The following is a 15,347-nucleotide window of genomic DNA, read 5'->3' on the forward strand; positions in this document are numbered from 1 at the left end:
GGAGCGGTAGTTCAGCTGGTTAGAATGCTGGCCTGTCACGCCGGAGGTCGCGGGTTCGAGTCCCGTCCGCTCCGCCAACTTTAAAAGCCCTCGGCGCAAGCCGGGGGCTTTTTCTTTGTGTTGTTCGCGCGGTCGGACGCGAGGCATGCATCCGCCAGTGGCGGGTTGCTGCGAGGATGCGGCGCAGGCCGCGCCGGGGCTGCTTTTGGTCCCTGCGACGAAGCGGGTTACACTGCCGGGCTCGCCAATCAGGCCTTGTGATTCCTCACCATGCTGCAGAAACTCCGCGACAAGACCTCAGGCTGGATCGTCACTGTGATCCTGGGGCTGCTGATGATTCCGTTCCTGTTCGTGATCGACAACAGCTATCTCGGTGGCGTTGGCGCACAGAACGTGGCCAAGGTTTCCGCGCCTCCGACCTGGTGGCGTTCGGCCCCGTCGTGGTGGCCGGTGCGCATGCTGTGGCAGCACCATGAGATCAGTGCGCAGGATTTCCGCATCCGCTTCGAACAGGAGCGCATGCGTGAGCGCCAGCAGCAGGGCGAGAACTTCGACCCGCGCGCGTTCGAGAGCACTGAAAGCAAGATGGCCGTGCTCGATCAGTTGATCGATGAGCAGGTCGTGCGCCTGGTCGGTGAGCAGGCCGGTGTCGTGATCGGCGATGGCGCGGTGCGTGAGTACATCACCACCATTCCGGCCTTCCTCGATTCGAACGGCAAGTTCAACGAGAACAACTACCGCCTGGCCCTGGCCGGCGGCAATCCGCCGCGTACCCCCACCCAGTTCCAGGAACTGGTGCGTGAGAGCCTGCAGCAGTCGGTGATTCCTTCCGGCCTGCAGAACTCCGGCTTCGTTACCCAGGCCGAAACCGAGCGCCTGCTGAAGCTGCTGGGTGAAACCCGCGACGTCGAGCTGGCTGCGCTGCCGGAAGTGCCGGCCGATACCGCGCCGGTCACGGACGTGCAGATCAAGCAGTGGTACGACAGCCATGGCAAGGATTTCCGCCAGGCCGAGAGCGTGTCGCTGGAGTACGTCGAGATCAACGGTGGCAACCTGCCGGCGCCGACCGCGGCCGACGAAGCCACCCTGCGCAAGCGCTATGAGGACGAGAAGGCGAAGTTCACCTCGCCGGAACAGCGCCAGGCCTCGCACATCCTGCTGACCGGTGATGGCGCAGAAGCCAAGGCGAACAAGATCGCTGCCGAGGCCAAGGCTGCCGGCGCCGACTTCGCCGCGTTGGCCAAGGCCAACTCGGAAGATCCGGGTTCGAAGGACCAGGGCGGTGACCTGGGCTGGGTCGAGCGTGGCGCAATGGTCAAGCCGTTCGAAGACGCCCTGTTCGCCGCCAAGGCGGGTGACGTTATCGGCCCGGTGAAGACCGACTTCGGTTACCACATCATCAAGGTCGCCGCCGTGCGCGGTGGCGAAGGCAAGTCGTTCGAGGAAGTGCGTGACACGCTCGCCGCAGAGCAGCTGAAGGCCGACGGCGAGCGCGGCTTCAACGAGCTGGCCGGTCGCCTGGTCGACGCCATCAACAAGAGCCCGAGCGATCTGGCCGCTGCGGCCAAGGAAGTGAACCTGCCGCTGCAGACCCTGGGCCCGATCACCCGTGCTACCGCCAGCGGTATTGCCACCGATCCGGCCGTGCTGCGTGCCGCGTTCTCCGACGTGCTGGTGCAGGACGGCACCGCCAGCGACCCGATCGCCCTGGGTGGCGCCACCAACCACAGCGTGGTCATCCGCGTGGCTGCGCACACCCCGGAACAAGCGATGCCGCTGGACAAGGCCCGCGAGCAGGTAATCGCCGCGATCCGCGCCGACCGCCAGCGCCAGGCCAGCGACAAGGCGGCCGACGCCGTGCTGGCCAAGCTGAAGGCCGGCGCCACCCTGCAGTCGCTGGCCGCCAGCGAGAAGCTGCAGCTGAGCCCGATGCCGGGCCTGCCGCGCAGCCAGCCGGTGCCGACCCCGGAAATCAATCGCGCGATCTTCAGCGCACCGGTCCCGGCCGAAGGCAAGCCGAGCTACGGCAAGGTTGACGTCAACGGCCACGCGCTGCTGTTCGCAGTGAACAAGGTCAATCCGGGCGACATCAAGGAAGTGACCGCCGAGCAGCAGAAGCAGCTGAAGGACCAGCTGAGCCAGATCGACGGCATGGCCGCAGCCAAGGCCTACATCGAGGCGATGCGCAAGAAGTTCGTGATCCAGACCACCGAAGCGAACCTGTAAGCCTCATCGGTTTGCAGGAGCGAGAAAGGCCCGGCATTGCCGGGCCTTTTTTTGTTGGTGTGGGTGCGTAGAGTCGAGCTTGCTCGACTGCACATGTGGAGGCATTCGAGCAAGCTCGACTCTACGAGAAGCATGTCGAAGCAGCCGCACCGCGCAAGAAAAAGCCGAGCGTGGGCTCGGCTCTACAGGGAGTGCTTGGCTGGCGCGTCAGTCTTCGACGCGCAGTACCGCGCCCGGCTTCAGCACGCTGCTGCCGCTCAGGCCGTTCAGCGACAGCAGGGCCTTCACCGGCATGCCGTAGCGGCGGGCGATGGTCCAGGCAGACTCGCCATTTCGCACGGTGTGGCGACGGCTGCGCGGACGGTCGGCGATGGCCGCGACGGTCTTGGCCACCTGGGGCGTTGGCGCGGCTGCGGCGACCGGAACGGCGCTGGCGACCAGCGCGGTGGCAGCCTCTGCCACTGTCGCATTGGCGGCCGAGACCGGCGCCAGCACGCGAGTGGTGCCGGAGGCGCGGCCACCGCCTGCCAGGGCGGGGTTGAGGCGGGCGATCCTGGCCGGGTCCAGGGCGCGCTGTGCGGCCCATTGCTGGACGCTGGTGCCGGCCGGCAGGGTGTGGTCCTTCAGCACCGGCACGGTGCGGTCCAGCGAGGCCATCACGCGCGGCTGGTCTTCCACGTCTTCCAGCACGCAGGCCAGGGCATGCAGCTTCTCGACGTAGGCATAGGTGACCGGCGACAGGCCGGGCAGCGCCGAGGGCTTGGCGTTCTGCGCATTCATGCCGGCTTTGCGCAGCGACTGCAGCACGCGGTACTCGCCGGCGTTGTAGGCCATGGTGGCCAGGCGCCAGTCGCCACCGAACATGCCGTGCAGGGTCTTCAGGTAGCGCACCGCGGCCTGGGTCGAATCGACCGCAGAGAGGCGGCCGTCATAGCCGTTGGCCATCGGCACGCGATGGTTGCGTGCGGTGGTGGCGATGAACTGCCACAGGCCGGTCGGGCCGCTGCCGTTGCGCGCGTTGGGCCGGTAGCCGCTTTCCACGAAGGGAATCAGGGCGAATTCGGTGGGGAGGTTGGCCTTGCGCAGTTCTTCAACCACGTAACCGAACAGCACCAGTGCGTCGTCATCCTGGTTGGCCAGGCGGGACGGCGCGTGGGCGAACTGCTTCTGCCATCGCGGGCTGGTGGCTTCGGCATCGCAGCTGGGTTCGGCCAGGCCATCGCGGAAGCTGGTGAAGATCTCCTGGCCATTGCGCACCGAGGGCGCAGGCAGCGCGGACGGATCCAGCGGCAGCGCCGCAGCGGCGGTCAGGTTCTGGCTGATGCCGGCGCCCAGCGACTGTGCGCCTGCGGTTCCGGCCAGCCCCAGGACAAGGCCCAGGGCCAGCGGCAGACTTCGGCGCATCATGCGCGGAAGCCGTCTTTCCAATGCCGGAGACCGGCCATCACGTCGACGTCGTCAACGACGTCACGGCCCAGGTGTGCCGACACCGACGCACGGATCGGCGCCGTGTGCACACGCAGGAAGGGATTGCAGTCGAATTCGTTGGCCAGGGTTACCGGCAGGGTGGAACGGTCATCGCGGCGCATGGCCAAAGCCTCCTCTTGGCGCTGCCACAGGGCAGCGTTGGCGGGGTCGACATGCCGCGCGAAGACGGCATTTGACACGGTGTACTCATGAGCGCAACACAGCAGCAGTTGCGCGGGCAGGGCACCCAGCTTCAGCATCGATGCCAGCAGCTGGGACGGCGTACCTTCGAACAGGCGCCCACAGCCCAGGCTGAACAACGAATCTCCGCTGAAAAGGTGTTCAGCAGTGTGAAACGCGATGTGGCTGCGGGTATGCCCGGGCACGGATAGTACGTGGAACATCCGGCCCAGTGCCTGAACGCGTTCACCTTCGCCGACCCGCTCGGTCGCCGTCGGGATGCGCTCCTCGGCCGGTGCGATTACCCGCACACCGGGAAAACGCGCCTGCAGTGCGGGTACGCCGCCAATGTGGTCATCGTGGTGATGGGTGAGCAGGATGCTGTCCACGCGCAGGCCCTGGTCGGCCAGCGCGAGCACCGGCGCAGCATCGCCGGGATCGACGACCACGGCTGCACCATCGTCGTCGATCAACATCCAGATGTAGTTGTCCGCAAATGCGGTCAGGGCAGTCAGTCGCATAGAATTGGACCATGCCCGCGCTGCAGAGCACCCGTCAAGCGAGCCAGGCCCCGTGGTTCGACAGCGAACCGGCGGTGGCATTGCGCGTGCTGGAGCGGCAGTTGCTGCTGCCGCAGCTGTCGGTGCTGCCGACGCAGCCGTGGCTGTGGATCGCACCAAGTGCGGCGTGGCTGGACGATGCACAGCTGGGCGGACGCGGTCTGCGCCTGTTCCGGCAGGGGCAGGGCTATGCCGGCGACACCCGCTGCGCCCTGCCATTGCCGCTGGCCAATGAGAGCGTCAACGCCATCGTTCTGCAGCATGTGGTCGCGGCCGATGCGGACCAGCTGCTGGATGAGTGCGAACGCGTGCTGATGCCGGGCGGCCACCTGTGGCTGAGCAGCCTCAATCCGTTCAGCCCGTACCGCACGCGCTGGCGCCAGCATGGGCTGGTGGTGCGCACGCCGCAGCGGATCCGCCTGCTGCTCGGCCGCCATGGCCTGGAGTGCGACGATATGCGCTACCTCGGTCCGCTCTGGCAGGGCGGCGGCAGCCGTCGTCCCGGCGGCTGGGCACCACTGCGCGCGGCCTGCCTGTTCCATGCCGAAAAACGCACGCTGGCCCTGCCCGGGCCGAAACCGCTGCCGGTGCGCTGGCACGGCACTGTTGCTACCTGATTCTGGAGTTGTATTGAAAACCATCGAAATCCACACCGACGGTTCCTGCCTTGGCAATCCCGGCCCCGGCGGCTGGGCTGCGCTGCTGCGCTACAAGGGCCACGAGCGTGAACTGAGCGGCGGCGAAGCGCACACCACCAACAACCGGATGGAGCTGATGGCGGCCATCTCCGGCCTGGAGTCGCTGACCGAGCCGTGCAACATCGTGCTCTACACTGATTCGCAGTATGTGCGGCAGGGCCTGACCCAGTGGCTGCCCGGCTGGATCCGCAAGAACTGGAAGACCGCTGGCGGCGACCCGGTGAAGAACCGCGAGCTGTGGGAGCGCCTGCAGGCGGCCACGCTGCGGCACCAGATCGACTGGCGCTGGGTGAAGGGCCACTCCGGTGACCCGGACAACGAGCGGGTGGATACCCTGGCCCGCAATGCGGCCATCCAGATCCGCGACTCCAGCCCGGTAAACTGAGCCCATGCGTCAGATCATCCTCGATACCGAAACCACCGGCCTGGAATGGAAGAAGGGCAACCGCATCGTTGAAATCGGCTGTGTGGAGCTGTTCAAGCGCCGACCGACCGGCAACAACTACCACCAGTACATCAAGCCGGACTGCGAGTTCGAACAGGGCGCGCAGGAAGTCACCGGCCTGACCCTGGAGTTCCTTGATGACAAGCCGGATTTCGCGCAGATCGCCGACGAGTTCCTGGCGTTCATCGATGGCGCCGAGCTGATCATCCACAACGCGGCGTTCGACCTGGGCTTCCTCGACAACGAGCTTTCATTGCTGGGGCCGCAGTACGGGAAGATCACCGACCGCTGCACCGTGATCGATACCCTGGTGATGGCGCGCGAGCGCTTCCCGGGCCAGCGCAACTCGCTGGATGCGCTGTGCAGGCGGCTGGGCGTGGACAATTCGCACCGCGCACTGCACGGCGGCCTGCTCGATGCGCAGATCCTGGGCGACGTCTACATCGCCCTGACCTCGGGCCAGGAGGAGATCGGTTTCGGGCTGGGCGATGACGATGCCGGCGCTGCCGGTGCGGCATTGCTGGCCTTCGATACCAGCAAGCTGTTGCCGCGCCCGCGCGTGGTGGCCACGCCGTCGGAACTGGAAGCGCACACCGCACGCCTGGAACGGCTGCGCAAGAAGGCCGGCCACGCGCTGTGGGATGGCCCGAAGGTGGAAGAGCCTGCCAGCGCGTAATGCCTGGGATGGGGTAGTGCCGGCTGCTGGCCGGCAGCGCCGTATCCACGCGTGGCGTGGATCTACCGGTTAGTGGCAGCGCACCAGGATCACGCTGATGTTGTCGCGGCCACCGCCATCGAGCGCGGCCGCGACCAGCGTATCCACGCATTCCTGCGCGCTGGCATCCTCGAAGGCGAGGGTGCGGGCAATGCCGCGGTCGTCCACTTCCTCGGTGAGGCCGTCACTGCACAGGAGCAATTGCATGCCCGGGCGCAGTTCGCCGCTGGTGGTGGCCACGTTCAGATGCGCTGGATCGGTCACGCCCAGTGCCTGGGTGACGACGTTGCGGTGCGGATGCGCACGCGCCTGTTCGGCGGTGAGATTGCCCTGGGTGACCAGTTCCTGCACTACGCTGTGGTCCTGGCTGAGCTGGGCCAGCTGGCCGTCGCGCCACAGGTAGGCACGGCTGTCGCCGACCCACGCCACTTCATAGCGGTTGCCGTGCACGCGTGCGGCAACCACGGTGGTGCCCATCGGCAGGGTGTCGTTGCGGCGGCGCGAGGCGCGGATGATCTCTTCATCGGCAGTACGGATGGCCTGCGCCAGCGGTGCCCCGCGACGGATCTCGCGCACGATGGCCTCGCGTGCCAGCGCGCTGGCGACCTCGCCGCAGGCGTGCCCGCCCATGCCATCAGCCACCAGCCAAAGGCCGAGCTCGCTGTCACCGTAGTAGGTGTCCTCGTTGAGCTCGCGGCGCATGCCGGGATGGGTGAGATGTCCGAATTCGATCATGGTGGGCAACGGGCGCGGTATTGCGGGGGAGACGGGCATCATCGGGTGGTGGCCGGGATCCGGCAAGGCATGCACCCGGGAAATTTTCATCGGGTTGTTCGTAATGACTTGTCGTCGGCCTCACTTCCTCGTATGATGCGCGTCCCCGGTCCGCCGGGGACCACCCGGAGAGGTGGCAGAGTGGTTGAATGTACCTGACTCGAAATCAGGCAGGCGTTTATAGCGCCTCGGGGGTTCGAATCCCCCCCTCTCCGCCAGATAAAGAAAAAAGCCGCCCACTGGGCGGCTTTTTTCTTTATCTGGCGCGGGACGCGACGCGCTCTGCGCGTCGCCCCACATGTTGCTGCGCAACCTGTGGGCCCCTCCCTTTGCCTGCCTTTCCCCGCCCCTGTCGGGGCAGCCCCTCAACAGAGGGGCTTGTTGCTCCAGATGGTTCCGTGCGTGGTGGATGGGGCATTGATGATTTCTGCTCAGAATCTGTAGCCCAGGCCCAGCTGTATGCCGTTCTGGGACTGGCCGTCACGACGCTCGCCCACGTAGTCGACCATGATCGACAGCCGCTCGCTGGCACGACTGGTCACGCCCAGGTTCCAGGCCAGCACCTGTTCGCCCACCACCTGGCTGCTGCTGCCGAACAACAGGTCCGGGGCGGCAGCAAAGGAGGTGCTGTAGCGGGCCTGGGTATCGCCCAGTTCCTTCTGCCAGACCACGCGGGCACGCGGGGTGATGCGCTCGCCGCTGTTGCCTTCGAACGTCTTGAACAACTGCAGGCCGGCACCGACGCGGATGCTCTCCAGGCTGCCACTGCGGCCGACCAGTGCGGCCGCGTCCTGGCCCTCGTTGAAGCGCGTGGCTGAGGTGCGGGTGTAGTCGATCACTGGCAGCAGCGGCTGGATCACCAGACCCTTGCCCGTGGTGAAGGAGAACGCGTGCTCCACGCGTGCGGTGATCGCATCGTTGTTGTATTTCGCGCGCAGGGGGGCCTGCAGGCCGTCGATGCCATCGATGCTGCGGCGGGTGTCGTGGCGAAGATCGGTGTAGCGGACGGCGGCGGACAGGTAGCCGCGCGAGTAGAGCGCATCCACGTAGCCGCCAATATCCAGTGCACGGACATCGCCAGTGAAGCCTGCGCCACCGCTGGATTTTATCGACATGTCGGCCGCGGCAAGGCTTACGCCCAGTGTTACGCGGTCGTCCGCGAGGCGGGTATCGGCACCGAGTGCAATGCCACCGATGGTGTGGCTCAGGCCGGCGACACCGTCGTCACCCTCGATACGGCCATGGCTGGCGAAACCCCGCGCCCAGAGACCACGGTTGCGGCCCGTATCGTCCGCATCGTTGCCTGCGTCCGATGGTGCAACCAGATGCATCGCCAGTTGGTTGAACAGTCGATTGCCGGTCATCGCCGATTGCACCGACGCCGCCTGTGCCGCCTGTGCGGCCAGGCCATCGGCATCGCCACCGCTTCGCGATGCGGCCTGATGCTGCTGCACCACGTTGCCGATGCTGCCGACCAGTGCGTTGTCGGCCAGGCGCAGGCTGGCATGCGCATCGCCGCGCAGCGCTCCGGCCTGGTGCGCGATGACGTCGCGGTCGGCGAACTGCAGAGCGCCCAGCAGGCCACTCATCGATGCCGTGCGCTGTGCCGCTGCCTGTTGCAGAGCAACGCCCAACCCATCACCGGATCGAGCATTGGCGAACAGGCCGGTGTCATCGAAGGAAGGATTGGCCGTCAGCCACAGGCCGCTGCCGGTCTGGTTGACAGTGAAGCTGAGCAGCGAGTTGTGGCGGGGACGGAACACGGCGCCCGGAGCCGTGAGATCAACCGCGCTCCCCGCCTCGCCACTGCGTTCAACGTACTGGAAGCGTCCTTCGATGAAGTCCGATACCGGAGCAGGGCGGGTCAGGGTGGCGGGCGTAGCCGTTCGGCACCACAGGCCTGCGTACTCGCCATTGGATGGGCTGCAGGGGGCGACAGGCAATTGCAGGGCGGCGGAATCCACCTGGGTTCCCACCAGATGATTCTCCTGCCCTGCAGGGAAGAATGCCTGCTTCACGTCCAGCGTCAGCCTGGCAGTGGGCGCAATGCCCAGTACTGCGCGGTTGATGTTTCCGATCAGGTTGTAGCCGCTCGATCGCCTGTCCTCCTCGACCAGGAAGTAACGGGCCTCTTCCAGCGTCAGTGACGGTGCGGTGCGCTGGCTGTCGACCTGGAAGGCCAGGTTCGCCCCGTCATTGAGGTTGATGTAGCGGCCCTTTCCGATCCGGAAGCGTTCGCTGGTGAAGACGTCGTCGCCGCCTGGTGCCAGCGCCTCCAGCGAGTAGGGGCGCATGACGATGCCGGACGGCGCCAGCGTGCCGCCTTCGCTGATGTCGATCGTGGCATTCAGCGAGCCGTGGCCGGTAAGTACACCGCCGCGTTCGACGAGGGTCAGGTTGCGCAGCGCGCCGCCCTGTAGTTCGATCCGGCCACCATTGCGGGCACCGATGGCTTCGGCGTGATGTATCCAGCCATTCTGCTGCAGCCGCAGGGTGCCACCGTCCACGACCACGTACTGGGCAGCGGAAGGAGTATCCAATGACCAGACGCCGCCCTTGCCAATGCGGATGACCCCGAAGGCATCGTCCAGCCGGATGTCCGACGCCGACTGCTGGAAGTAGCGCAGGTTGGCGACCGCGTTGGTGTAGCGACCGCGAACCGCCAGATGCGGATTGAGATCCCCACTCACCTCCTTGTCGACGGAGAGGACATCGCCCGGCATCACGTAGCCGGCCTCGGTCACCACGCGATCGCTGTACATCGTGACACCTGGATATTCAGTGCAGTTGCCTGCAGCGCTCTGGTCACGGGTCGGGCAGAAGCGCGTGGCCACGGCCACGGTGGTGGGGTCGAAATAGCGCAGGAAGCCCGATTGCTGGGTCAGTTCGTAGTGGGCCTGGATGATGCGTGCTTCGATGACTGCGAAATCGGTGGGGCCGAACATGTCCCGGTAATACTTGATGTACTTGTCCTGCCCCGGATAGGGCGTGGGTCCATTGGGACCGGATTCACCATGGATCCCCAGCACGGTCTGGGTGTAGTTGCCATGTGCTGGCAGCAGGCCGAACTGCGTCACCTTCCGGTTCACGCCTGCGACGAAAGCATCCGCGCATGCCGAGTAGCAACCACCGTCCAACACGGTATCCAGCCCGTACTGGCGGATGATGGCGCCCATTCCCACACCACCGGAGGCGGCGCCACCGGGTGAGTTGCGGAACACCACCTGGCGCAGCGGCGTGCCGCGTGCCTGGGCGGCAAGGACATAGGCCTCCAGCGTACCGGGGTCGGTCGCCAGCACATTGCCGGTGTAGTAAAGCGTGTCTCCATTCACATGGAAGGCACTGGCACGGGCTGCGGGCGCGGCCGCCATGCCGAGGAGCGCTGCAAGAAGGGCGCTGCCGAGGATGGCTTTGCGATGGGCGGGCAGGGCGGGAAATGGGTGCATGCGAAGTTCCACGGCAGAGGGGTGAAGTGCGGTCCCGCCGCTACCCCGCTGCATGAACGTGCTGATATCGTGTGATATCAACGCGTTACGGCGTGAGCGCAGGGTGTGCCGCGCTCCAGTCCGTCAGGGTCGGGCCGGGAGAGCCCGGCACGCAGGCCGTCTCTCCCGATCACTAACGGATGGACAGGGCGTTCTCCCCCAGTCCTGCCTGGAGGACCCATGCGACGAAGAGGCGAAGCGTTTGCGCCGCGCGGGTTACCATGTGTGCATCACCTGTTGGAGCGCCCCCATGACCGCTGAAATCCTCGTCCCCGTTTCTTTCGGCGAGTTGCTGGACAAAATCTCGATCCTGCAGATCAAGTCCGAGCGCATCAGCGACGAAGGCAAGCTGGCCAACGTGCGCAAGGAGCTGTCGGCGCTGGAGCAGACCTGGATGGCGCACCCGGCGGCGGTGAAGGACATCGCCAAGCTGCGTGCCGAGCTGAAGGCGGTCAACGAGCAGCTGTGGGATATCGAGGACGACATCCGCCTGAAGGAGAAGGCGCAGGCGTTCGACCAGGGCTTCATCGACCTGGCGCGCAGCGTCTACCTGCGCAACGATGAGCGCGCGCGCATCAAGAAGGCGATCAATCTGGCGCTCGGTTCGGCGTACGTGGAAGAGAAGTCGTACCAGGATTACGCGCAGCGCGCGTAATCCCGGCCAAAGGGGAGATCCACGCCATGCGTGGATGGCGACTGCCGCTCACCCCAGGTGGTCGGCGACGTAGCGTTCGAACGCAGCGATACCGTCTTCGACGCTGATCAGTTCCATCACGTCATCGAACTCGATCTTGGTGCCCCACTTCAGGTCGGCAGCCTGCTTGCCCAGATACTTGCGCGCGGCGTCGTCGTAGCGGTCCACGCAGTAGCGGCGGTCCGAGTAGGGGCCGCTGCGGTGCGGGTTGCTGGCCGCGTGCAGGCCCAGCACCTTGGCACCCATGGCATTGGCGATGTGCATCGGGCCCGAATCCGGGGTCATCACCAGGTTGGCGCGGGCAAGCAGGGCAGGCAGCTGCTTGAGCGTGTCCTTGCCGACCAGGTCCAGCGCCGGTGTATCCAACTGCGCCAGGATGGCGTCGGCCATGCTGCGCTCCAGTTCGCTGCGGCCGCCACACAACACGACCTTCCAGCCACGCTGTGCGGCGTGGCTGGCAACGGCGGCATAGCGGTCGGCGTACCAGTTGCGGCGCACGTGGCTGGAGCACGGCGAGATCATCAGCACCGGACGGCCATCGTCCTTCCACTGCGCGGCGGCCCACTCAGAGGCCGCCGGCGGCACGGCCAGGTCCCAGCTGACCTCGGTCTGGCGCAGGCCCATCGGCTCGCAGAAGCTGCCAATGGCGTCGAGCACGTGGATGCCGGGACGGTCGGGAATGCGTTCGTTGATGAAGAGACCATGCAGGTCCTTGGAGCGGCTGCGGTCATAGCCGATGCGGCGTTCGGCCGGAATGAACGCCGACAGCAGGTTGGCGCGGAACGCGACCTGCATCTGCAGCAGTGCCTCGAAGCGACCCGGCGGCAGCTGCTTGCGCAGCTCCTTGACGCCGGCCATGCCGCTCTTCTTGTCATAGGCATGGAAGGTCACGCCGGGCAGGCCCTCGAGGAGCTTGTGACCGGCCTTGTCGATGATCCAGTGGATCGGCGTGTCCGGCCGCGCAGCCTGCAGCGTGCGCACCAAGGGCACCACGTGGGTGACATCGCCGAGTGCGGACAGGCGCAGGAGGCACAATGAGGAGGACGCTGATGCCATGTGTTGTTAGACTCAAAGAAATGGTCGCATTCGACGCCAATGAAGCGCTGACGCCATGCCGCGAGGGTCGCGGCATCGGGGCCATTCTGTTCGACCGCGAGCGGCTGCGGCAAGCCGAGGCCGACCTGTTCTCGCCCCAGCACTGGGGCAGCAAGGCCCGGCCGGTCGGCGAGGGTGGCCGTGGAAGCGCCTGGTTCATCGATGCGCCGTTCGGTACCAGCGTCCTGCGCCACTACCTGCGCGGCGGCCTGGCGGCGAAAATCAGCCATGACCAGTACCTCTGGCGCGGCGCCGATCGGACCCGCAGCTTCGCCGAATTCCGGCTGATGCGCGCATTGCGCGAGAAGAAGCTGCCGGTACCCCGGCCCCTGGCGGCGTTCTACATGCGCGAGGGCCTGCGCTACCGGGCGGCGATCCTGATGGAGCGGATCGAGGGCGTGCGCTCGCTGGCCGATCGCGCGCTGGTTGCCGGCCGTGGAGCGCCTTGGGAAGAAACCGGGCGATTGATCGCCCGCTTTCACCGGGCCGGGCTGGATCATGCCGACCTCAATGCGCACAACATCCTGTTCGATGGCAATGGTCATGGCTGGTTGATCGACTTCGACCGCGGGGTGATCCGCATCCCGGCCACCGCCTGGCGCGAGCGCAATCTGAAGCGCCTGCTGCGCTCGCTGGTCAAGCTGCGCGGCGAGCGCAGCATGGAAGACGTGCAGAAGGACTACATGCGGCTGCGCCGCGCCTATGACATGGCCTGGAACCGGGGCACCTGATGGACTGGTCGTTGCGTTTCCTCGGCGTCGGCAATGCGTCGGCGGTCGAGCTGGGCTCGCCGATGTCGGTGATCGAGCGCGAGGGGAGGCCGTGGCTGACCATCGATTGTGGTGGTGAGGGCCTGACCGCGTTCAAGGCCCACTACGGGCACATGCCGCAGGCGCTGTTCGTCACCCATGTGCACCTGGATCACGTGGCCGGCTTCGAACGGTTGTTCGTCGACACCTTCTTCAGTGGGCAGCGGCGCGGCAAGGTGCGCCTGTACGTGCCGGCGACGGTGGTGCCGCTCCTGCACAAGCGCATCGGCGATTACCCGAACGTGCTGGCCGAGGGCGGTGCCAACTTCTGGGACGCGTTCCAGCTGATCGTGGTGGGCGATGCGTTCTGGCACGAGGGCGTGCGCCTGGAAGTGTTTCCGGTGCGCCACCACTGGCCGGAGACTGCCTATGGCCTGCGCCTGCAGGGTGCGCTGACCTGGAGCGGCGATACCCGGCCGATTCCGGAAATGCTCGCCCGCTTCGCCGATGACAATGAGCTGATCGCCCATGACTGTGGCCTGCATGGCAACCCGTCGCATACCGGCGTGGATGATCTGGAGCGCGAGTACAGCGCTGAACTGCAGGCGCGGATGATGCTCTATCACTACGCCAGCAAAGCCGACGGCCAGGCGCTGGCCGCGCGTGGACACCGTGTGGCCCAGCCAGGGCAGTGCGTGCCGCTGGCCAATCCGACCGCCCCGCACGTCCTGGCCCAGGACCCGCCGTGAGCGCTGCCGGCCGGCCCGCCGATGCGGCGCTGGCTGCCGCACTGGAGGCGCTGGAGCGCGCCCTGCACGGGCCACAGGTGCGCGGTGACCGCGAGCGCCTGGAGGCGCTGCTGGACGAGGATTTCAGCGAGATCGGCAGTTCCGGCCGCTGTTATGGGCGTGCCGCTGCGCTGCAGGAGATTCCGCAGGAGCGGGCGGAGGTTGAGATTGAATCGGGCGACTATGCCGTGTGGCTGCTGTCCGACGGCCTGGCACAGGTGCGCTACCGCAGCCGCTACCACGTTGATGGCCAGGCCCAGGGCTGGGTGTTGCGCAGTTCGCTGTGGCGACGGCACGCGCAGGGATGGCGGGTGGTGTTCCACCAGGGCACGCCTGAAGCACGTTAGCGCCGGGCCATGCCCGGCGAAGAGCGCCAACCAAGGTTGGCAGCCACCAGAAGTGGGGCGGCGCCCGAAAAGGCGGTGGCCCCGCCGGCTGACCTCGGCGCCCGCGTCGATCGATACCGTTGCTGCCTTCCGGCCCTGGCGGGATTTTCGACCTAGCGTCGCGAGGGGCCGACGGGGCCACCATAGAGACGTTGGCCGCCCAGAAGGCGGCCAGTTCGCGGATCAGGGGAAGCAGCGCGCGTCGCGCCGGAGACCACAGCCGGACTGCGCATCGGCTGGCCGACGGCAGACGCGTATTCTAGCCCAGGCATGCACGCCGGCGCCAGCTTCATGCGCTGAATCAGCTGTAACCCCTGACCGCAGGCAACGGCCCGGGCCAACCGGCGTTGCTAGAATGCCGGCCAGGAGGAACGACCTCCCCCACATCGGGAATCAATGACCAGGACGGCCTGGCCCTACCAAGAGGAGGGCTGTCATGGCCTGGATCTATCTGTTGTTCGCCGGCCTGCTGGAAATCGTCTGGGCCGTGTCCATGAAGCAGTCTGAAGGCTTCACCAGGCTCACCCCTACCGTGGTCACCATCATCGGCATGATCGCCAGCTTCTGGCTGCTTGCGGTGGCCATGCGCAGCCTGCCGCTGGGTACCGCTTATACGATCTGGACGGGCATCGGGGCGGTTGGCGCCTTCGTGGTCGGCATCGTGTTCCTTGGCGAGCAGGTCAGCCCGATGCGGATCGGTGCGGCGCTGCTGATCGTTTCCGGCCTGGTGCTGATGAAGCTCTCGAGCAGCTGAATGCATTTAGTTGGGCGGAGAAAGGAATCTCCGCCTGCTGCAGGTATATGCATTTTCGGCAAAACCATTTTGTCCGCCCGTTTTATTTGACGTGCGTCATGAAAATAACGAGCGTGATTCACATGCCGCTGGCGCCATCGGCCGCACAGTGCCGCCATTCGTCATCCGAAATCGGGGAGTTTTCGCCTTGACGGACACGTTGGCCTGCCTGTTCCAGGTGCGGTCGCGTGAAGATGTGAAGATTTTCAGAAGTTAATGAAGCCGGGCCTTGTTCCCATGTCGGGAACCGGGGTGGGCCGCATTGTCTTCAAAAGAACCTGCCTGCAGTGCC

General features: G+C 66.1%; 14 protein-coding genes, 2 tRNA genes and 1 other RNA gene. 11 read left to right on the forward strand and 6 right to left on the reverse strand.

The window, feature by feature from the left end; genetic code table 11:
- Positions 1-77: transfer RNA gene (locus AC07M7_RS19925), tRNA-Asp, on the forward strand.
- Between the two features lie 193 nt (positions 78-270).
- Positions 271-2,226 (forward strand): peptidyl-prolyl cis-trans isomerase, encoded by a 1,956-nt coding sequence (locus AC07M7_RS19930; protein WP_495208121.1) that lies wholly within the window; start codon positions 271-273, stop codon positions 2,224-2,226.
- 207 nt (positions 2,227-2,433) lie between these two features.
- On the opposite strand, the gene AC07M7_RS19935 is transcribed toward AC07M7_RS19930, so the two are convergent.
- Complete coding sequence (locus AC07M7_RS19935; protein WP_295380707.1) at positions 2,434-3,633, reverse strand: lytic transglycosylase domain-containing protein; 1,200 nt, start codon at positions 3,631-3,633, stop codon at positions 2,434-2,436.
- On the reverse strand, positions 3,630-4,394 hold the full coding sequence (gene gloB, locus AC07M7_RS19940) for a hydroxyacylglutathione hydrolase (RefSeq protein ID WP_136639927.1): 765 nt from the start codon (positions 4,392-4,394) through the stop codon (positions 3,630-3,632). Before gloB ends, AC07M7_RS19935 begins: the two co-directional genes overlap by 4 nt.
- An 11-nt stretch (positions 4,395-4,405) precedes the next feature.
- On the opposite strand from gloB, the gene AC07M7_RS19945 reads away from it, so the two are divergent.
- Genes AC07M7_RS19945 through dnaQ form a run of 3 tightly spaced genes read left to right on the forward strand, consistent with a single transcriptional unit; the run spans position 4,406 to position 6,252 of the window.
- Positions 4,406-5,050: a methyltransferase domain-containing protein gene (locus AC07M7_RS19945; protein WP_136639928.1), complete on the forward strand. Its 645-nt coding sequence runs from the start codon at positions 4,406-4,408 to the stop codon at positions 5,048-5,050.
- Between the two features lie 13 nt (positions 5,051-5,063).
- Positions 5,064-5,516 (forward strand): ribonuclease HI, encoded by a 453-nt coding sequence (gene rnhA, locus AC07M7_RS19950; RefSeq protein ID WP_046982837.1) that lies wholly within the window; start codon positions 5,064-5,066, stop codon positions 5,514-5,516.
- A 4-nt stretch (positions 5,517-5,520) separates the two neighbouring features.
- Entirely contained in the window at positions 5,521-6,252 is a 732-nt protein-coding gene (dnaQ, locus tag AC07M7_RS19955) for a DNA polymerase III subunit epsilon (RefSeq protein WP_495208122.1), read from the forward strand.
- A gap of 69 nt (positions 6,253-6,321) precedes the next feature.
- Here dnaQ and AC07M7_RS19960 read toward each other — a convergent pair whose 3' ends face one another.
- Entirely contained in the window at positions 6,322-7,026 is a 705-nt protein-coding gene (locus tag AC07M7_RS19960) for a PP2C family protein-serine/threonine phosphatase (RefSeq protein ID WP_046982835.1), read from the reverse strand.
- Positions 7,027-7,192: 166 nt separating this feature from the next.
- On the opposite strand from AC07M7_RS19960, the gene AC07M7_RS19965 reads away from it, so the two are divergent.
- Positions 7,193-7,283 (forward strand) — tRNA-Ser (locus AC07M7_RS19965).
- Between the two features lie 213 nt (positions 7,284-7,496).
- On the opposite strand, the gene AC07M7_RS19970 is transcribed toward AC07M7_RS19965, so the two are convergent.
- On the reverse strand, positions 7,497-10,511 hold the full coding sequence (locus AC07M7_RS19970) for an autotransporter outer membrane beta-barrel domain-containing protein (protein ID WP_495208123.1): 3,015 nt from the start codon (positions 10,509-10,511) through the stop codon (positions 7,497-7,499).
- 289 nt (positions 10,512-10,800) lie between these two features.
- On the opposite strand from AC07M7_RS19970, the gene AC07M7_RS19975 reads away from it, so the two are divergent.
- Positions 10,801-11,205, forward strand: coding sequence for a DUF6165 family protein (locus AC07M7_RS19975; RefSeq protein ID WP_046982834.1), 405 nt, complete (start codon positions 10,801-10,803; stop codon positions 11,203-11,205).
- A 48-nt stretch (positions 11,206-11,253) separates the two neighbouring features.
- On the opposite strand, the gene AC07M7_RS19980 is transcribed toward AC07M7_RS19975, so the two are convergent.
- A complete protein-coding gene (locus AC07M7_RS19980) occupies positions 11,254-12,300 on the reverse strand; it encodes a glycosyltransferase family 9 protein (RefSeq protein ID WP_046982833.1) in 1,047 nt (348 codons plus the stop codon).
- Between the two features lie 20 nt (positions 12,301-12,320).
- Here AC07M7_RS19980 and AC07M7_RS19985 point away from each other — a divergent pair, with 20 nt between their 5' ends.
- From AC07M7_RS19985 to AC07M7_RS19995, 3 genes are read left to right on the forward strand one after another with little or no spacing between them, the layout of a single operon-like run.
- Positions 12,321-13,070, forward strand: coding sequence for a 3-deoxy-D-manno-octulosonic acid kinase (locus AC07M7_RS19985; protein ID WP_046982832.1), 750 nt, complete (start codon positions 12,321-12,323; stop codon positions 13,068-13,070).
- Entirely contained in the window at positions 13,070-13,837 is a 768-nt protein-coding gene (locus AC07M7_RS19990; protein WP_046982831.1) for an MBL fold metallo-hydrolase, read from the forward strand. Before AC07M7_RS19985 ends, AC07M7_RS19990 begins: the two co-directional genes overlap by 1 nt.
- On the forward strand, positions 13,834-14,223 hold the full coding sequence (locus AC07M7_RS19995) for a nuclear transport factor 2 family protein (protein WP_046982830.1): 390 nt from the start codon (positions 13,834-13,836) through the stop codon (positions 14,221-14,223). Before AC07M7_RS19990 ends, AC07M7_RS19995 begins: the two co-directional genes overlap by 4 nt.
- Positions 14,224-14,301: 78 nt before the next feature.
- Here the strand turns inward: AC07M7_RS19995 and ffs are convergent.
- Positions 14,302-14,398: signal recognition particle sRNA small type (gene ffs, locus AC07M7_RS20000), an RNA gene on the reverse strand.
- A 300-nt stretch (positions 14,399-14,698) separates the two neighbouring features.
- On the opposite strand from ffs, the gene AC07M7_RS20005 reads away from it, so the two are divergent.
- Complete coding sequence (locus tag AC07M7_RS20005) at positions 14,699-15,016, forward strand: DMT family transporter (protein ID WP_046982829.1); 318 nt, start codon at positions 14,699-14,701, stop codon at positions 15,014-15,016.
- The last annotated feature ends 331 nt before the right edge of the window (positions 15,017-15,347 follow it).

The sequence above is a fragment of the Stenotrophomonas sp. GW821-FHT09E08 genome (assembly GCF_059416125.1).